General features: G+C 68.6%; 18 protein-coding genes and 4 pseudogenes. 17 read left to right on the top strand and 5 right to left on the bottom strand.

Translation table 11 applies throughout. The annotated features are described in order from the left end of the window. Positions 1-143 precede the first annotated feature (143 nt). Both JK363_RS45070 and JK363_RS34900 read left to right on the top strand, forming a co-directional pair. Positions 144-340, top strand: a pseudogene (locus JK363_RS45070) (helix-turn-helix domain-containing protein); the annotation flags it as partial. A 189-nt stretch (positions 341-529) separates the two neighbouring features. After that, positions 530-1,948 carry a cellulase family glycosylhydrolase gene (locus JK363_RS34900; protein ID WP_201881514.1) on the top strand — a complete coding sequence of 473 codons (1,419 nt, stop codon included), beginning with the start codon at positions 530-532 and terminating at the stop codon, positions 1,946-1,948. A 341-nt stretch (positions 1,949-2,289) separates the two neighbouring features. On the opposite strand, the gene JK363_RS34895 is transcribed toward JK363_RS34900, so the two are convergent. Together JK363_RS34895 and JK363_RS34890 are read right to left on the bottom strand one after the other, a co-directional pair. Continuing rightward, the gene (locus tag JK363_RS34895) at positions 2,290-2,829 is read right to left on the bottom strand and encodes an ISAs1 family transposase (RefSeq protein WP_307821984.1); all 540 of its coding nucleotides are present in this window, start codon (positions 2,827-2,829) and stop codon (positions 2,290-2,292) included. Between the two features lie 74 nt (positions 2,830-2,903). Then, positions 2,904-3,797 carry a methyltransferase domain-containing protein gene (locus JK363_RS34890; RefSeq protein WP_201881513.1) on the bottom strand — a complete coding sequence of 298 codons (894 nt, stop codon included), beginning with the start codon at positions 3,795-3,797 and terminating at the stop codon, positions 2,904-2,906. A gap of 41 nt (positions 3,798-3,838) precedes the next feature. On the opposite strand from JK363_RS34890, the gene JK363_RS44825 reads away from it, so the two are divergent. From JK363_RS44825 to JK363_RS34845, 9 genes and pseudogenes are all read left to right on the top strand, one after another. Beyond that, a complete protein-coding gene (locus JK363_RS44825) occupies positions 3,839-4,177 on the top strand; it encodes an IS110 family transposase (RefSeq protein WP_372444913.1) in 339 nt (112 codons plus the stop codon). 71 nt (positions 4,178-4,248) lie between these two features. After that, the gene (locus JK363_RS34880; protein WP_201881503.1) at positions 4,249-4,386 is read left to right on the top strand and encodes a hypothetical protein; all 138 of its coding nucleotides are present in this window, start codon (positions 4,249-4,251) and stop codon (positions 4,384-4,386) included. A 210-nt stretch (positions 4,387-4,596) separates the two neighbouring features. Beyond that, complete coding sequence (locus JK363_RS34875; protein ID WP_201881590.1) at positions 4,597-5,133, top strand: GNAT family N-acetyltransferase; 537 nt, start codon at positions 4,597-4,599, stop codon at positions 5,131-5,133. A gap of 413 nt (positions 5,134-5,546) precedes the next feature. Then, positions 5,547-6,500 (top strand): urea transporter, encoded by a 954-nt coding sequence (locus tag JK363_RS34870; protein ID WP_201881502.1) that lies wholly within the window; start codon positions 5,547-5,549, stop codon positions 6,498-6,500. 4 nt (positions 6,501-6,504) lie between these two features. Further along, on the top strand, positions 6,505-6,810 hold the full coding sequence (locus tag JK363_RS34865) for an urease subunit gamma (protein ID WP_201881501.1): 306 nt from the start codon (positions 6,505-6,507) through the stop codon (positions 6,808-6,810). A 29-nt stretch (positions 6,811-6,839) separates the two neighbouring features. Continuing rightward, on the top strand, positions 6,840-7,250 hold the full coding sequence (locus tag JK363_RS34860) for an urease subunit beta (protein ID WP_201881500.1): 411 nt from the start codon (positions 6,840-6,842) through the stop codon (positions 7,248-7,250). Next, a complete protein-coding gene (gene ureC / locus JK363_RS34855; protein WP_201881494.1) occupies positions 7,250-8,974 on the top strand; it encodes an urease subunit alpha in 1,725 nt (574 codons plus the stop codon). The genes JK363_RS34860 and ureC overlap by 1 nt, the downstream gene beginning before the upstream one ends. Positions 8,975-9,055: 81 nt before the next feature. Next, positions 9,056-9,742, top strand: a complete 687-nt coding sequence (locus JK363_RS34850) for an urease accessory protein UreF (protein ID WP_215911576.1) — start codon at positions 9,056-9,058, stop codon at positions 9,740-9,742. 127 nt (positions 9,743-9,869) lie between these two features. Continuing rightward, positions 9,870-10,037 (top strand): annotated as a pseudogene (locus JK363_RS34845) (GTP-binding protein); the annotation flags it as partial. Between the two features lie 31 nt (positions 10,038-10,068). On the opposite strand, the gene JK363_RS34840 reads toward JK363_RS34845, so the two are convergent. Further along, positions 10,069-11,586: an alpha/beta fold hydrolase gene (locus JK363_RS34840; protein ID WP_215911571.1), complete on the bottom strand. Its 1,518-nt coding sequence runs from the start codon at positions 11,584-11,586 to the stop codon at positions 10,069-10,071. A gap of 594 nt (positions 11,587-12,180) precedes the next feature. Here JK363_RS34840 and JK363_RS34835 point away from each other — a divergent pair. Continuing rightward, the gene (locus JK363_RS34835) at positions 12,181-13,398 is read left to right on the top strand and encodes an aspartate aminotransferase family protein (RefSeq protein WP_201881489.1); all 1,218 of its coding nucleotides are present in this window, start codon (positions 12,181-12,183) and stop codon (positions 13,396-13,398) included. A gap of 150 nt (positions 13,399-13,548) precedes the next feature. Here the strand turns inward: JK363_RS34835 and JK363_RS34830 are convergent, their stop codons facing one another. After that, on the bottom strand, positions 13,549-13,989 hold the full coding sequence (locus JK363_RS34830) for an ATP-binding protein (RefSeq protein WP_201881487.1): 441 nt from the start codon (positions 13,987-13,989) through the stop codon (positions 13,549-13,551). A gap of 478 nt (positions 13,990-14,467) precedes the next feature. Here JK363_RS34830 and JK363_RS44820 point away from each other — a divergent pair. The 3 genes and pseudogenes from JK363_RS44820 to JK363_RS34815 all read left to right on the top strand — a co-directional run. Continuing rightward, a pseudogene (locus JK363_RS44820) lies at positions 14,468-14,758 on the top strand (APC family permease); the annotation flags it as partial. Positions 14,759-14,964: 206 nt separating this feature from the next. Next, positions 14,965-15,171 carry an APC family permease gene (locus JK363_RS44815; RefSeq protein ID WP_201881586.1) on the top strand — a complete coding sequence of 69 codons (207 nt, stop codon included), beginning with the start codon at positions 14,965-14,967 and terminating at the stop codon, positions 15,169-15,171. Next, positions 15,168-15,488 (top strand): hypothetical protein, encoded by a 321-nt coding sequence (locus JK363_RS34815; RefSeq protein WP_201881600.1) that lies wholly within the window; start codon positions 15,168-15,170, stop codon positions 15,486-15,488. The genes JK363_RS44815 and JK363_RS34815 overlap by 4 nt, the downstream gene beginning before the upstream one ends. A gap of 53 nt (positions 15,489-15,541) precedes the next feature. On the opposite strand, the gene JK363_RS34810 is transcribed toward JK363_RS34815, so the two are convergent. Then, complete coding sequence (locus JK363_RS34810; protein WP_236076345.1) at positions 15,542-16,432, bottom strand: MurR/RpiR family transcriptional regulator; 891 nt, start codon at positions 16,430-16,432, stop codon at positions 15,542-15,544. Between the two features lie 183 nt (positions 16,433-16,615). On the opposite strand from JK363_RS34810, the gene JK363_RS34805 reads away from it, so the two are divergent. Then, on the top strand, positions 16,616-17,047 hold the full coding sequence (locus JK363_RS34805; RefSeq protein WP_201881482.1) for a zinc-binding metallopeptidase family protein: 432 nt from the start codon (positions 16,616-16,618) through the stop codon (positions 17,045-17,047). 55 nt (positions 17,048-17,102) lie between these two features. Beyond that, positions 17,103-17,363: pseudogene (locus tag JK363_RS34800) on the top strand (TrmO family methyltransferase domain-containing protein); the annotation flags it as partial. Positions 17,364-17,857: the final 494 nt, after the last annotated feature.

Here is a 17,857-nt window from a genome sequence, read left to right as displayed (position 1 = left end):
GCCGGTACCAGCCCGGATTCACCGAGGCAGAGCCGGAAGAGGTGGGCCTTCAGGCCACAATGACCCGGGGCTTTTCGGCAAGACACCCAACTTGAGTTTTTCGGTTCGAGGTGATGGTGATCTCGCTGGTGGGTGTATCCCGGTTGCGGTCTCCCGATGGAGGCGGTCTGACTGCGAAGCAGCGGCTCAGCGGGAGCAAGTGCGCTTCCAGGCCGCTGAGTTACTCGCACAAGGAGTGGCGCCACCGAAGGTCGCGCGGCGGTTACGGGTCTCCCGCAAGTCCGCCGATGCCTGGCATGCGCGCCGGCGGGAGGCCGGCATCTCGGCTCTGCGGTCAAAGGAACTCCGGCCCGAGGAAGCCTCCAGCGAAGGCCTCGAGGAAGGCCCAGGCGATGACGCCGGGGAAGCCCTTGAAGTAGGAAGCCCCGCCAACTCCCGCGCATACCTGTGAACTTAACCCACCCGCCAGTAGCATCCGACCGGCCAGTAGCACGCCGCCCAAGCAGCCATCCTCGAAAGGGGCTCCTGCATGCGCTTGACCTCCCGCGTCGCGCCCGCCGCCCTCGCCGTGGCCGCCCTCCTGCTCGGCGTCCTCCCCGCGCAGGCCCAGGCCCACCCTGACCGCGCCCCCGACCGGGTCACGGTCGGTGACCGCACCTTCATCGCCGACGGCCAAGGCCGCGCGCTCCAGTGGCGCGGCTTCAACCTCGCAGACAAGAGCAGCCGAGGCCCCAACGCGTTCGCCGACATCCACGAGAGCGACCTCAAAGACATGGCCGCCCGGGGCTTCAACCTCGCCCGCCTCGCGTTCTTCTGGGACGACCTCGAACCCACCCCCGGGCACTACGACCGCGGCTACCTCACCAAGATGCGCCGCATCCTCGACTGGGCCAACCGCTACCACATCAAGGTCATCCTCGACGCCCACCAGGACGTATACGGCCCCCACTTCGGCTCCCGCGGCGTCCCCGACTGGGCCACCCGCGACGAGGGGTTGCCGTTCTGGCCGATACCCGACGACTGGTTCTCCGAGTACTTCGAGCCATCTGTACAGACCGCCTTTGACCACCTGTACAAGGACGCCGACCTCCGCGCCGCGCACGCTCGCATGTGGATGACGGTCGCCTCCGCCCTGGGCAGGCACCCGGCGCTGCTCGGCTACGACCTGATGAATGAGCCGTTCGCGAAGTTCCGCGAAGGCGAAGACCTCCCCGCCGCCGCGGCCCGCTTCGAGGCCACCGAGCTCACCGAGCTGTGGAACCGCCTTGCCCAGGCGATCCGCCTGGTCGACCACAGGTCGTGGGTATTCGTCGAACCAACCGTCATCGTCGGTGTCGGCGTCCCAACCCAGTTGGGCCACATCGACGACCCGCACGCCGGCTACGCGCCGCACTTCTACGAGACCGCGATGGAAACCGGCGCCGACTACGACCCCAACGGCACCTTCATCCCCGCCTACGAGGCCGCGATCAGCGACTACCCGACCCGTAACCGCATGCCGGTGATCGTGGGGGAGTGGGGCGGCAACCCCTACGTTCCGCACGCAAGCCAGTTCGTCACCGACATGACGGCCTCCCTGGACCGCTTCTCCAGTGGCTGGATGTGGTGGCAGTGGTGCCGGGGCGGCGGCTACTGCTTCCTCGACCAGACGGGCGCCGCGAAGCCCAACGCCCAGCTGCTCGTCCAGCCGTACGCGCGGGCCGTCGCGGGCGACCCGCTCACGTTCGCGTACGACCCGGCTGCACGCACCTACACGCTCACCTTCCGCACCCGCGACAACGCAGAGGGGCCCACCCGGATCACCGTGCCCAGGGACACCTACCCAGGCGGCTACCGCGTCGATATCCAAGGCAGCAAGGCCAGTTGGGACGACCACGGCCAGACCGTCACTGTGAGAACCCACGGCAGGGCCGGAGCCACCTACAGGGTCACGATCACCCCGAGGTAGCCCACCCGATTCGCTCGGGGGCTGCGGCCCGCAGCCCCCGCATCAACGGAAGAAACGTTCGCTGTCAAAGGCCCGTAACCTTTAAGTGAGCTCGATCGGGCATGAGTTGCAACACCGGGACACCGGCGTCGCTGCTTGCCCTCGCTGCTAATTAAGAGCTGCGATCCTGCCCATCAAAGGGCTCCGAACGACTCCGTCGGCCGGCCTTCCGGGGCAGGGCTTCGGCGTAGTCGTGTGATGTGCGTTTTGTGATCACGCGCGTCCGAGTAGGGCAAGTGGGCGGCGTGGGTCGCGGGCGTTGCGGCGGAGGGCTGCGGCGATGTTGGTGGTGCCGTTCAATTTCAGGGCGCCGATGGCGAGGTTGCGCCAGGTGGCCATGGTGCGGGGACCTTGATGCGGCGGATCTCGGATCGTCCGTGGCTGGTCTGTTTGGTGCGGCCCAGCAGCGGGATGTCCTTCCAGGGCAGGGACGTCAGCTGTCGGCGCAGGTGGTTCTGGTTGCCCTTGACGATCACGATGTAGTGGGCCTTGCGGCTCAGCAGGTAGGCGGCGTGCTTGCGCTGGGTGTGCATCGCGTCGGCGGTGATGACCATTACGGCCAGGTCGGCGACGGTGTCCAGCAGGGGCTGGAAGCAGGTGATCTCGTTGGTCTTCTCACTGACGTCCATCTGGGCCAGGACCAGGCCGGTGGTGTGCTCCACGGCGGCGAGCAGGTGGATCTTGCGGCCGGTTGCCTTGGTGGCGCCGCGCAGGCTCTTGCCGTCCACCGACACTCCGCGCAGGCCAGTGGGGCCGGCCGCCTTCGGGCGGCGGTCAGCCAGCCAGTGGCCGACTGCTCGATCCAGTGCGTCGCCGTCGACGCGGGCCAGCAGTCGGCGCACCGTCGATTCCGCGGGCACCAGCCGCCCAGGCAGCAGCGGATCACGACGGGAACGGACAACGCCTGGACCCGCACCTAACCGAGTGCCGGCGGGTGCTCGGCTGGACGGCGTCCCCAGGCCGAAATCAGCGGCGCGAGTGTCAGGTCGAGTTTGCCCGCGTGGATGGCGGCCAGGTGCGCGTCGATCTCGGCGTCGTCGGCCAGGCCGGCCGCGAGCAGCTCGCCGCGCACGTGCCGGATGGTCGCCGCCTCCAGCCGGTCGCAGGCCAGCCCGCCGACCGGGAAAGCGCCCCCTGCGGCGACATCTACCAAGCCGGCCTCACGCAATGCCCGCGGCAGTGTCCGGCCGTAGCGCAGGTCCGCGCCGCGGCGCGTCAGCAGCTCCCGGACCGCGTCGCGCAGCCGGTTGGCCCGCCGCTGCGCAGGGCCGCTGTCGTCCAGGCATGCCAGTGGCTGCAGAGCGGTATCGGCGTCCTCGACCAGCAGCCAGCCGCCGGGCCGTAGCGCTGCCGCCATCGTGGCCAACGCCCGAGCCCGGTCGGGTACATGGACTAGCACGAGCCGGGCGTGCACCAGATCGAACGTCCCCGGCTCCGGGGGCGGGTCAGCGGCGACGTCGTGCTGGCGCACCTCGTACCCGTCGCCTGTCTTCAGCCACGACGGGGCGATGTCCGTGGCCAGCACGTGCCCGGTCGGACCGACGGCCGCCGCGAGCGCCTCCGGGATACTGGGGCCACCGGCCCCCACTTCCCAGCAGCGCGAGCCAGCCCTGACCCCCAGTCGATCGAAGTGCCCGCGCGTCACACCGTCGAACAGCTCGGCCAGCCAAACGAATCGCTCGCCCGCCTCGGCGCGCGCGTTGTCCAGCAGGTACCCGCGGGCGGGAGCGGACTCTCCACCGAGCGCGGTAGTCCCGTCTATCGGATCCGGTCGGCCACCAACGTGCGGCGGGCGGGGCGAGGAGGTCATCACTACATGGTCAACCTCCTCAAGCCACCAGTGCCACGACGATGGGAGAGGGATATCTCACACAGCCAGCGAACCCCGTACGTCCTACGCCGCACCACGCGCGGGACAGCCCCATTCTGGCCGCATTCGGTGCGGCCATGGGCATGTCGGGCCACGTGACCTGGGCTCTCGATCTCGTTGACGGTCCGGCATCTCTGCTCTTGGGCGTCCTGGCTAACCATGGTCAGAACCCGCGGTACGTCACCGGCCCGACGTTCGCGGCCTTCAAGAAGAGCTTCAGTGGCCAGGGCAAGACCGACTTGAAGGACTCCTACATCATTGCCGAGTTCGCCCGCTGCCTCCGACGGCAGACAGTCCCTGTGCCGACGCCCCCAGGCTGACGAAGGAACTCACGCCGATCCTGGCCCACCGCAACGGCCTCTCAGCCGAACGCACCAGGACCATCAACCGCATGAGAGCCCTGCTCACCAGCATCTTCCCGGAGCTGGAACGGTCCTTCGACTTCGCCCACTCCGCAGGGCCGCTGGTCCTGCTGTCCGGATATCAGACGCCGGCGCGGCCATCCGGCGCATGGGCGAGAGCAGGCTGACCGCCTGTGAGTCTCGATGGGATGACAGCGGTCAGGCACTTCGGGAGGCGGCCGGCCGTTGCCGAAGTCGATGTTCACGAGAACGGAGGCATCTCGTCCCTGGCAGGCGTGGCTTGTACCGGCTCCGGTGGTGAGCGTGGGGCTCGGGCCGGTGAGTTGATCGGCCGGCGAGTCTTGATCGCTGCCGAGCCTGCTGATGAGCTGGCCGGCATGACTGAGCTCGGACCCGTCGCCTGGCCACCTGCGCCGATCAGGACCGAGAGGCTCGTGCTCCGTGAGCCCGAAGCCCGGGACCGTGCGGCGGTCATCGAGCTGCTGGCCTCGCCAGAGGTGGGCACCTACCTCGGTGGCCCTCGACCGCGTGACGAACTCGAGCGGGAGATGCCCGAGGCACCCAGCCGGCGCCCCGGTCTTTTCATAGTCGATCTCGACGGAGCGATGATCGGCCACATCACGCTCACCAGAGAAACGGGGCACCTTCGTCAGGCTGCCGGGAAGGCCGAGCTCGGCTACCTGTTCCTGCCGGAGGCGTGGGGACGCGGATTCGCCGCCGAGGCGTGCGCCGCGGCACTCGACTGGTTCGCCGGCGCGCTTCCCGGCGAACCAGTCGTGCTCGCCACCCAGACCGCCAACGTCCGCTCGATGCGCCTGGCGGCGAAGCTGGGGTTCATCGAGGTAGAACGATTCGAGGCCTACGGCGCCGAGCAGTGGTTCGGCGTGTGGTCCTCGGTCACGCCGTCCGATTGAGCTCGGCCTGGACAGCGCGGATCCGCAACTCGACAGGGTTGCCAGGACAGCGCCCAGCGTTGTTGAAACTCGTGAACATCTCACCAGGTGGAGACGGCCGAGGTTCATCACAGGTGGTCAGATCCGGGACGTGCGGCCATGGTTTCCACCCACCTTGGTCAACATTTCGTCATGCCGGTTTCAGGGACTCCTCAACACTTCCCCACCAAAGCCAAGTCCCCGGCACCCCCGCCCGCTCGTGCACCCTCACCATCAGCAGTGATGCCTTTCCGCATCTGATCGACCGCAAGTCGTTGCGACACTTTCCCCTCCCTGGCCGGGCGTAGTGTTCCGATCAAGAAGTGATCACCACAAACACCTCTTGGACCAGGGGATGTTGGTGCATGTGACGTGTCCTCTACCAGGGAGAAGGCATGCCTGCAGCAGGACAGGTGGCGCAGCCTAGGGGCTGGGCTCCGGCCCATGTCGGACAGATACAGCTGCGAGGCATCGCACAAGTCGCACTCAGCGCGAGCCCGTGGACCGGGTTGTTCTTCACCGTTGCGCTGTTCGCGGGCAGTTGGCGGATCGGTGTGTACGGTCTGCTCGGCGCGGCAGCGTCCACCGTGGCGGCAGCTGTGCTGGGCGCCGACCGGGACGGTCTGGCCAAAGGGCTGGAGGGCTACTGCGGTTGCCTGACCAGCATTGCCATCGTGGTCCGGCTCGGCGCCTCGTGGCGGACCGCGGTGCTCGCCGTCATCGCCGCAGTGGTCTGCTCGGTGCTGGGCGCGGCGGCCGGCCGCCTGTTGGGTCGCATCGGGCTGCCCGCGCTGACGGCCCCGTTCTGCCTGGTCGCCGGGGCGCTGGCGATCGCGCTGCCGACCGCCCCGGCCGCGGCGGCGCCGCCGATCCCCACCGCCGGGGCAACCACCCTGTCGGCCGCGGAACTCGGGCACGCCTTCTGTAACAACATCGGTCAGGTCTTCTTCCTCGACACGTGGTACGCGGGCCTGATCCTGCTCCTCGGAGTGCTCGTCGCCTCCCGTATCGCCGCCGTCGCCGCCGCCTGCGGCAGCGTCGTCGCGATCCTGACCGCCTGCGCCATGGGCCTGCCCGCCGACCGGATCACCGAGGGGCTCTACGGCTACAACGCGGTGCTCGTCGCCATCGCGCTGGCCGCGACCTTCCTGACCCTCACTCCGTGGACCGCCGGGTACGCCACACTCGCCGCTGTGGCCTCGGTCCCCTTCACCGCCGCCTGGCAGGCCTTCGACCAGCCCTCCGGCGGATCGCCCTTCACCTGGCCGTTCGTCGTGACGACCTGGCTCTTCCTCGCGGCCGCTCCAGCGCTGGACCGGCCCGGTATCTCGTTCGAGAAAGCGAAGTGACGCCATGAACCTCGCACCGCGGGAAATCGACAAGCTCCATGTCTACGTGGTGGCGGACCTGGCCCGCCGCCGCAGGGCCCGGGGCACCAAGCTCAACTACAGCGAAGCGGCCGCGCTGATCACCGAGGCCGTCCTGGAGGCCGCCCGCGACGGCCACACCGTGGCCGAGTGCATGGAGTTGGGCCGCAAGGTCGTCTCCGCCGACGACGTCATGCCCGGGGTGCGCGAGATGCTCACCGTCCTCCAGGTCGAGACGGCGTTCGTGGACGGGACGAAGCTGGTCACCTGCCACGACCCGATCAGCGCCTGAAGCACCGCTGAAACACCGAGGAGACAACGATGTCGGGTGGAGCCCACTACCTCTACGGGGACGGTCCCGTGGAGATCAACTCCGGCCGGGCCAAGGTCGGTCTGACGGTGACCAACACCGGTGACCGTGCTGTCCAGATCGGCTCGCATTACCACTTCTTCGAGGTCAACCGCGCGCTGCGGTTCGACCGCGAGGCCGCGTACGGGATGCACCTGGACATCCCCTCCGGCACCGCCGTGCGTTTCGAGCCCGGCGACACCCGTGAGGTGGAGCTGTGTGCTTTCGGCGGAACCCGGCGGCTCGTCGGCTTCGCCGGGCTCGTGGGCGGCGGCCTGAACGCCGACGACACCCGGCGCGCCGCGCTGCGCCGCGCCGAACAGCTGGGATTCGCCGACACCGGCGGCATCGCCGACATCGAGAACGAGGGGGCCGACGCCTGATGGCGATCATCCCGCGCAAGCAGTACACGGATCTGTTCGGCCCCACCGCGGGCGACCGGTTCCACCTCGCCGACACCAACCTGATCGTCGAGGTCGAGTACGACCACAACGCCGGCTCCTACGGCGACGAGGCCGTCTACGGCGGCGGCAAGGCCATCCGGGACGGCATGGCCCAGGACCCCGCCGCGCTCAACCGCGAGGGCGCACTGGACCTGGTGATCACCAACGTGGTGGTCCTCGACCCGGTGCTGGGCGTCGTCAAGGGCGACATCGGTGTCCGGGACGGACTGATCGTCGGGGTGGGCAAGGCCGGCAACCCGCACGTGCAGAACGGCGTGGACCCCAAGCTGGTCATCGGCCCCGGCACCGAGGTGATCTCCGGCGAGCACCTGATCGCGACCGCCGGCGGTGTCGACACCCATATCCACTTCATCTCGCCCCAGCAGGCCCAGGAGGGCCTGTCCAACGGCATCACCAGCTTCTTCGGCGGCGGCACCGGGCCGACCGACGGCAGCAACGGCACCACCTGCACCCCCGGCCCGTGGAACATCCACCGGATGCTGGAAGCCGTCGAGGATCTGCCGGTCAACGTGGGTCTGCTCGGCAAGGGCAACGGCAGCCTGCCCGAGGCGCTGCGCGAGCAGGTCCAGGCGGGTGTGGCCGGTCTGAAGGTGCACGAGGACTGGGGCGCCACCCCCGCCGCCATCGACAACGCGCTGCGGGTCGCCGACGAGCACGACATCCAGCTCGCCATCCACACCGACACCCTCAACGAGGGCGGCTTCTTCGAGGACACCCTGTCCGCGATCGACGGCCGGACCATCCACACCTTCCACACCGAGGGTGCGGGCGGGGGTCACGCCCCCGACATCATGCGGGTCTCCGGCGAGCCCAACGTCCTGCCGGCCTCCACCAACCCCACCCTGCCGTACACCATCAACTCGGTGGACGAGCTGCTGGACATGGTGATGGTCTGCCACCACCTGTCCCGCAACATCCCCGAGGACGTCTCCTTCGCCGACAGCCGGGTGCGCGCCGAGACCATCGCGGCCGAGACGGTACTGCACGACCTCGGCGTGATCAGCATCTTCTCCTCCGACTCCCAGGCCATGGGCCGCGTCGGCGAGACCTTCGCCCGCGCCTTCCAGACCGCGCACCACTGCAAGGAGATGCGCGGTGCGCTCGCCGAGGACAGCTCCCGCAACGACAACGCGCGCGTGCTGCGCTACCTGGCCAAGCTCACCATCAACCCGGCGATCGCGGTGGGCGCCTCCGATGTGATCGGCTCGCTGGCGCCCGGCAAGCTCGCCGACATCGTGCTCTGGCCGATCAACTCCTTCGCCGCCAAGCCCAAGCTGATCATCAAGGGCGGCATGGTCAACTGGGCCCTGATGGGTGACCCCAACGCCTCCCTGCCGACGCCCCAACCGGTCTACTACCGGCCGATGTTCGGCGCCCACGGCCGCGCCCGGCAGCGCACCGCGGTCACCTTCATGTCCCAGGCGTCCATCGCCGCCGGCGTCCCCGGCGAACTGGGCCTCGGGCGGCGGATCGAGCCCGTGCGGCGCTGCCGGACCGTCGGCAAGCAGCACATGGTCCGCAACGACGCGCTGCCGCGCATCGAGGTGGACCCGGAGACCTACAAGGTCACCGTCGACGGCGAGCCCGCCACCATCGAGCCGGCCGAGCGCCTCCCGCTCAACCAGCTCTTCTACATCGTCTGACACCCCCACGACGGTCCGTCGGGCGCCCAGGGCGCCCGACGGCCACCCGGCAGGAACGGAAACCCCGGTGTGAACGACCCGATGCCGATCTCGGCGCTGCTGACCGGGCTCCAGCTCACCGACTCGGCCTTCCCCAGCGGCTACTACACCCTCTCCCACGGCCTGGAGGGCTTTCAGCAGGCCCGTGCGGTCACCCCGCGCAGCCTGCCCGCACTCCTCCACGACCTGCTCCGCCACAGCGCGGGCCCGGCCGACGCCACCGCACTCGCGCTCACCCACCGCGCGGTGAGCGCGGACGACTGGGACGAGGTGGTGGCCGTGGAACGGCGCCTGTACGCCACCAAGCTGGGCCGCGAGGCCCGGCAGGCTGCCGTCCGCACCGGAAGGCAACTACTCGACCTGGCCGGCGAGGTCTACGGCACACCGCAGATCGAGCGGTACCGCACGCTGTACCGGGACGGCGCGGTGCGCGGCTGCCAGCCGGTCGTCGCCGGCGTCGTCCACGCGGCCAACGGCCTCACCGCACGGCAGGCCGTCACCTGCGAGCTGTTCGCCTTCGCCGCCAGCTTCGTGGGGGCGGCCCTGCGGCTGAGACTCACCGACCACCGCCGGGCCCAGGCAGTCCTGCACCGGGCCGCTCCCGTGATCGAGGAGACCGCGGCGGCCGCGCTCGACAGGGAGTTGGCCGACATCGGCGGATGCGTCCCCATGGCCGACGTCATGGCCGGCCGCCACGAGCGCGCCGAAGCCCGCCTGTTCGCGAGCTAGGGGTTTGACCCTGCCCGCCACCGCGAAGACACCACTCTGGACAAGGATCAGGATGCACGACCCCACGCAGGTCCGAGGCTCCCACCACCACGACCACGGCGAGTTCGTGCAGCGTCCCAAGGACGGCATGCTGCGCGTCGGTATCGCCGGGCCGGTCGGCTCGGGCGAGACCGCGCTGATCGAGGCGCTCGTCCCGGTGCTGATCGGACGCGGCCGGACCCCTGCCGTGATCACCAACGACATCTACATCTCCGAGGACGCCGCCCATGTGCGGCGCACCCTGGACGGGATCCTCCGTCATCGGCCGGTGTGTTATCCCTCTGCGATCAGTTCTTCGCGGCGGGGGTACAGCGGCTCCCGGCGCTCGGGAGTTTCCGCTCCGTGAGGTAGTCGTCCACGGCGTCGCGTGTGCAGTCACTGCGGCCGTAAACACTGTGTCCCGCGCCCTCGTACGGCAGCAGGACGGTCGTCCTGCGCGTCTGCCGGTGCACATTGGTCGCCCACGCGTAGTTGTTCGCCGGATCGTGCAGCGAATGCAGCATGAGGATCTTGGGTGCCTCGGTGATGCGCAGGCGGTGCTGCGGGTTGTTCACCTTGTTCGGCCAGCCGACGCATCCGGCCACCGCCGCGTGTACGCGTGGTGAGCCGCGTAGGTGCGGTGCGGCCCGTAGTTCGGCTTCGGTCAGACTGGCGTACTCCCGGTAGTTCTTCGGCCGGAACCGCCAGTCCTGGCAGAACACGGCGGAGAACGGTTCCGCGCGCGTCTGCTCCTCTGCTCCCTGCGGTGCCCGCGGTTGAGGCTGCTGAGTGGGGCGCCGATCCTTCGGTTCCTGTTCCTGCGCGTCGAGGCCGGCCACATATGTGGCCAGCTCGTCCCAGTCCGGGCCGTAGAACTTCTTGAAGGCCTCGAGTGCGATCGCGTTCGCGGTGAGAACCTGATCAGGGCTCTCCGGATCGTGTATCTCCCCTCGGTCCGCCCTGGCGAGCAGGTCGTCCCATACGGCGGTGACGTCCCGGCCGTGCAGGGCGCACGAACTGGTGGACTCACACCACTTCACGAACTGGTTGAACGAGTCCTCCGCTGTGGCCGCCGAGGAGACGAGGAACTCCCGGGCGCCGAGGCTGTGGTCGATGTTCGCGGTGAGGGCCATGGTCCGGATCCGATCGCCGTACTGCTCCGCGTACTGCTCGCCGATCAGCGTGCCATAGGAGTGGCCGAAGTAGTTGATCTGCTTCTCGCCCAGCGCCCTGCGGATCGCGTCCATGTCCCGGACGACGCTCAGAGTGTCGGCGTGGTCGAAGACCGGACCGCTGTGCCGTCGGCAGTCCTGGCGTAATGCCCGGTTGTACGCGGCGAGTTGATCGAAATCCGCCTGGTCGCGAGGGTAGGCCGACGGCGCTTGGTCCAGCAACTCCGTTGAGCACTTGACCGGTTGACTGCCTCCGACACCCCGTGGGTCGAACCCGACGATGTCGAACCTCTCCTGAACGTCCGCGCTGAAGTGTGAGGTGGCACGCCGTACGGCGAAGTCCACCCCCGAATCGCCCGGTCCACCCGGGTTGACCAGCAGCACACCGACCCGGCGATCCGGATCGGTCGCCTTGCGGCGGGCCACCGCGAGATCGAACTTCTCAGCCGACGGACGTGCCCAGTCGACGGGCAGGCGCAGGGTCCCGCATTCCGCTGCGGCGTCCTGGGGGCACGGTTTCCAGTCGATGGCATTCTGTGTCGTCGGATTTCTGCCGGGAGGGCCGGCATTCGCCGCCTCCACGGCCGGGGCCGACGCTCCGGCGAGTACTCCAACGGTGAGCACTCCGGTGAGCGCCCTGAAGAGCGGTTGCATGAAGTCCTTTCCTTGGTCTTACACGATGGATCACGGGGTTGCCCCCTGGTCGAACGTGACAGCGAGCCAACCGGGCCACAACCGCGTGAGACGGGAATCAGGGAAGGCACCGGGACGTGGTCAGGGTTGTCCTCCGGGTGGCGTCTCAGGGGTTGCCCCCGGACCCCCGAGTCTTCTCCGGACTTGGTGCGGCCCGGCCAGGGGCCGGGCGGTGTCGATCCGACGGGCCTGACGCCACTACAGGCACCGACATACCGCCGAGCCGTACAGGGCCTTGAGCCTCGCCCCCAGCCTCAGCCTGAGCCCGCAGACCGCGCAGCGCCGTGATGCGACCGTTGATCGTTTCCTTGGTCCGGAAAAGCGGACAGATGAGGCCCGCCGGCACAGGGCACCGCGCCCGCGAGGGGCAGACGCGGTGCCCTGCGCCGGAGCACGACGGCGCGATACCCACGCGTCGTTCACGGGTCGGGCGTGCGCCCGGCGCTCCTGGATCGTGGGCTCTTTCGCGGCGTCAGAAGGCTCTTACGCAGCGCCACAGACCAACTGGATCTGCCAAATGTAACGCAATCAAGCATTGACCGCCTCGATCTGGCCGTGCAGACCGGGCGGGGTTGCTGGCTCACCGAGCCCGGCGGTCGGCGACTGCTGGACCTGTCGGCGACATGGTCCGCGGTGGCGCTGGGGCACGGCCATCCGGCGGTCGCGTCGGCGGTCGCCGCGGCGCTGGCCAATCCTCCCGGTGCGGGCACGCTGTCGGCAGTGCACCCGGACTCGATCGGGCTGGCCGAGGACCTGCTCGCGCTGGTGCCGGGAGATGGCGAGCGCAGGGTCTATTTCGGACACTCCGGCAGCGACGCCAATGATGTCGCGATCCGCTGCGCCCGGCACGCCACCGGCAAACCGACGGTGCTCGCATTCGAGCACGGCTACCACGGCGGGTTCGGCGTAGCCATGCGTGCCTCCGGCGTGCACCTGGACGCCGGCAACGTGGGGCATGACCCATCGATCCTGTTCGCCCCTTACCCCGATCCGTACCGGGGCACCACTGTCCAGCAGAGCCTGGCCGCGGTCACCGAGGCGCTGTCCAGTGGCCGGATCGCCTGCGTCATCGTGGAACCCATGCTGTCTGACGGTGGAATCGTGGTGCCACCGGACGGGTTCCTGCGCGAGCTCGCGACCGCGTGCTCCGCTTCCGCGGCCCTGCTGATCTGCGACGAGGTGAAGGTCGGGCTGGGCCGCACCGGGCTGCTGCACGCCTTCGCCCATGACGGCATCACTCCCGACCTGGTCACCTTCGGCAAGGCACTCGGTGGCGGTCTGCCCATGTCGGCCACGGTCGGGCCGGCCTGGGTGCTCGACCAGCCTGTGGCCTCCGCTCTGCTGACCACAGCCGGAAACCCGGTCTGCACCGCGGCAGCCCGCGCGGTGCTCCGCGTACTTACCACCGAGCAACTGGCCGACCGGGCCGCCGAGGCCGGCGACCGTCTCATGGCAGGACTTCAGAAGGCGTGCGCGGGGCTGCCGGTGGTCGGCGATATCCGCGGCCGCGGCCTGGCCATCGGGATTGACCTGGTCCGCGACCCAACCACTCGGGAGCGCAGCCCGGACCTGGCCGCCTTGACCGTCTACCGCCTCTGGGAGCTTGGCGCCGTGGCCTTCTACGTCGGCGGCAACGTCGTGGAAATCACTCCGCCCCTGATCATCAGTGACGCCGAAATCGATCACGCCGTCGAACTGCTGGCCCACGCCATCAGCGACGCCGCTGCGGGTACCGTCGACCCCGCTGTAGCGGAGCGATACGCCGGATGGTGATCCATACCCGTCGGTCACCGGTGCTCGCCGTTGCGGTCCGCGGAGAGTTCGGCGTCCGGCGCGCGGGGCGGGGATTCGACCCGGTGGAACGGGCCCCGCACCGTGGAGTCCGTTGTGCCGGTGAGGCGATCGCGGCAGCCGCCGACGCAATCACGGGGTGTGGAGTTCCGCCCACCAGGTAGCGCCACCAGGGTGGGGGCGGGTGCCGTGACGGGCGCATAGGGCGGTGACGATCGTGATCCCGCGGCCGTGTTCTTCCGAGTGCCGGGGGTCGGCTTGGAGCGTGGCCGCGGGGCCCGCGTCGACTACTTCGATGCTGAGGGTGCCGCCCACGCGGGTGCGATGGTGCGAGAGGCGCAGGTACGCCGGAGGGAGTGCGTGCGTGACGGCGTTGTTGATGAGTTCTGAGAGCACCAGGACGGCGTCATCGACGTTTTCCTGGAGCAGGCCCCAGCCGGTCAGGACGCTCCGGGCATGCCGGCGCACCGTGGCGAGAGCTGCAGGAGTGTGCGGTAGCGGAAAGAGTCGCTCTGCGTCTTCGCGTCGCGAGGTATCTGTGCTGTTCCTCGTGATTACGGCTGGCTGGCTCATGACGTGCCCTGCTTCGGTTTGCCCGTGCGATGCCGGAAAGCGGAGGTGGGACGTGGGGCTTCGTCCCGATGTCGGGGGCTTGGCTACTGCCTGAGCTGTGATCCTCGCCTGGACGGGGGTTCGTCCCAGGACATCTGCGGGTAACGTAACACCTGATACGACTGCAACGCAATACGTGTATTCGGAATAGGCATTCCTTAGTGCGATCCGCCCGGCACGGCGTTGGATGGAGAGAAGAAAGGGGAGGCGATCAAGCCCGGATCCTCCCGTCCGCCGAGCCCCTGGCCTGCACCGCAGCCTGTCGCTGTGGGGTGCCCTCGCCCTGTCGGTGGCGCTCCTGGCGCCCAGCACGGCGGCCAATCTCAACCCTCAGGCGTCGGCGGAGCGGGTCGGTTCCGCCGTTCCAACCTGGCGTTCGCGGTCATGACCGTGGCCGGAGCCTTCGTTGTTCCTCACAGCCTTCCTCCACCGGAGCGGAGTGTGGACACATGCCAACTGGCTTGTGCCGACAGCGGTCGCGTTCGTCGCAGTGGCCTGGTTGTCCTCACGTCCCGCGAAGGCGGCCTCGCGTGTGCTGCTCACGGTCGAGTTCATCACCGTCGCGCTCATCGTCATCGTCGGCACGACGATCCTGTTCGAGATCGCTTCCGGCCATGCGCCGGCGGGCCAGCACATCACGCTCTCGGTGTTCACCATCCCAGACGGTGTCAGCGCCTCCGCTGTCTTCTCCGCGACCACGTTCGGCTTCCTGTCATTCGCCGGCTTCGAAGCGGCTTCCACGCTGGGGGAGGAGACGCGTAATCCACGGCGGAACATCCCGCTCGCGCTGCTGGGGGAGCGTCGTCATCGCTGGAGTCTTCTTCGTCTTCGTGACACCGCTGAGACGCTCGGGTTCGGAATCGGAGCCCACGGAATCGCCCAGTTCACCGGATCTTCGTCACTAGTCGGCGATCTCGCCGATAGCTACATCGGCACCTGGCTGGGCGATGTGGTCATCCTCGGGGCGCGATCAGCGCGTTCGGATCCGGCATCGCCTGCTCCGTCGGCGCCTCACGGCTGTTGTTTGCCATGGGCAGGGACGGACTCTTCAGTCAACGCCTCGGCGAGATCAGCGACCGAGGCGGTGTGCCGCGGCGGGCGCTCTCCGCGATCTTGGTTGTCTCGCGCTCGCGATCGTCATGACGAGGCTGTTCGCTACGGGCAGTGCCACCGATGTCTTCTTCTGGAGCGCCACCATCGGATCGTTGATCCTGCTGCTCGCCTACGGAATCTGCCTCGTAGGGGCAATGAAGTACCTGTTCTTCTCCAGGCCCCGGCGCGCCCGGACGGCGGAAGTGCTCCTCCCGGTGGCTGGTATGTGCCTCATCGGCTACACGCTGTTCACCAACGTCTACCCTGTGCCCGATTCCCCGTACAACGTCTTCCCGTACGCCGTCGCCGCGTGGCTCATGCTCGGCCTCATCTGCACGGTGGCATTCCGGGGTTTGCGGCACACATAGGCCGGCACCAGGTGCAGGACAACGGCGACTCCGTATGAACCGGACCAACCGGCCTACGCCTCCTGCTGCTCCGGCGCTTCCTGTGCCTCGTGAGACGCGATTGTTCCGAACTGCCGAGCCCAGGACTCGTCGTAGGCGGCAATGCGCCGACGCGGCTCGTCGCCCAGGACGTCGACGATCCCGGCGACCAGTGTCTCGACCAGGGCCATGCACGGCACCAGCGAGTCAAAGGGGCTGGGAGCGGACACCTCGGCGGACAGGACTACCTCTGCCTGCCTGGACAGCGGCGACATCCAGGGATCGGTGATCAGGATGACCTTCGCCCCGCGGTCGGCTGCAGACCGGCCGAAGCCGACGACGTCGGCCTGGTAGCGACGGAGGTCGAAGGCGACGACCACGTCCCGGCGGCCCAGGTCGAGCAGCGTGGGAACGAAATCGGGCGAGCGCACGACGCTGACCCCTGGACGCAACTGCTGAAGGTGGGCGACGAGGTACTCGGCGGCAACACCGCTGAAGCGTCCTCCTGTGACGAAGAGGCGCGCTTTAGGAGCCACCAGCAGCTTGACGGCGTGATCGAAATCGGCCCGCTCGACCGCGGTCACCGAGGCCGTCACCGCTTGGCCGAGCAGGGCCGCCGCGGTCGCCTGGATGTCCTCGTCGTGCGGACGCTGCGCCCCGTAGGCCATCAGCGGCGAGCGTTCTCGTACCTCCAGCTCGTCGCGCAATGCTTGTTGCAGCTCGGAGTAGCCGCTCATGCCGAGACGCGTGGCCAAGCGCAGGACGGTCGGGCCACTGGTGCCTGACTTCTTGGCCACGCGCGCAACCGTCTCGAGACCGGCGACCGGATAATTGTTGAGCAGCACGCGGGCCACGCGGCGTTCGGCCGCCGGGAGGTCGGGCAACACTGCCCGGAGGCGGTCGGCAACAGTCGTTTCCATCGGCATCGCCACAGTATCTCCCAGGCCAGTCCCTATCTCCCAGGCCAGTCCGCGTGGACGTAACGAACATTCCGCATCAGCCATTGACGCCATAATCATACGTCCTGTTTCATCCCGGGTGGCGGCTGTGACCTGGCGATCGGGAGGCCGCCGCGGGCATTCCACCTCCCAGCGCGCCATGGAAGCGTTATGAGCTCCGTAGAGAAGGACTCCCAGCTGAACTGCCTGCTCGCCGTCCTCGACGGTCTGCGAGAGTCGATGACGGCGAGCCTGCAAGAACTGGTCCGGATCCCGTCCGTGAACCCGAAATATCCCGGCGTCGAGTACAAGGACCACGTCGGCCGGGAGAGCGAAGCCACCGCGATGCTCGCCGACCTCTACTCCCGCGCCGGCGCCTCGGTGGACGTCTTCGCGGTCGAAGAGGGTCGCTGCAACGCAGTCGGACGCATCAGTGGCAGGGGAACGGGAAAGTCGCTCGTCTTCAACGGACACGTGGACGTCGTCCCCGCTGGTGATCCGTCCGAGTGGACAAAGGCCGCGCTGTTCTCCGGCGAGGTGATCGGCTCCCGGATGTACGGCCGGGGGATCAGGCGTCGCCTGGTGTTCAGGGTTCCGTCGTAGACGGCGAGGCGCTCGCGCAGGCCGATCAGGCCCCGGCCGTTTCCGGTGGGCGCGCCCGCGCGGAAACCCGCAGTGGCCGGCAACGGGCACGTTCGCCCATCGCAACCACCGGCGCCCCAACCAGCTCGCGCAGAGCTTCCGGCGGCTGCTCAAGGTCGACGGGCTCAGATTGCACGTGACCGACCTGGACGCCGTGGTCGGCACGAAGATCTACGACCTGTCTCCGTACTTTCAAAAGATGGGCCCGCGCGGCCGAATCCACGAGCCCGCCTGGCCTGGCGAGATGCTGGCCGACTACTGGGCAGACAAGGGCTGAGTAGGCCGCACGGCAGACCGTTCGCGCTACCGTGATCGGGAAGGGCTGCGGGCGGGACGACCGTCCAGGTCGTCCTGGTAGACGATGGCGACAGCCCGCATGCCAAGGGCCTCGTAGAAAAGGCCCGGCCACTTTCATTGCCGGGCGAGCAGTGGACCACGAGCGGCCACAGTCCCTAAGTACGCGCCCACGTACGGACGGACTCCACCAGAGCGCGCCCTTCGCCGGTGCCGCGCTTCCCAGGGGCGACCCACATTTCGTGGATCACGCAGCATCCGCGGTCGTCAGGTCCGGCGATGATGTAACCGTGGGCGGTGCGGTGCTTCATCCCGTCTGGTGGGGCGGGACGCTCGGGGTCGAACAGCATCGCTACGGGGCCTCCAGCTCCTCGGCCATGGACGCAGCCGCGTCGTACGCCGGGCTTCCCTCGAGCGCGCCGCGGCACTGGTTGTACCACTGCGTCGCTCCGCGGGTCCTTGTGATCGGCCCAGTGC

The sequence above is a fragment of the Streptomyces coffeae genome, from assembly GCF_016741875.1.
Taxonomy (GTDB): domain Bacteria; phylum Actinomycetota; class Actinomycetes; order Streptomycetales; family Streptomycetaceae; genus Streptomyces; species Streptomyces coffeae.
The sequence above is the reverse complement of the archived record's forward strand: the minus strand, read 5'-3'. Positions and strand labels throughout refer to the sequence as shown.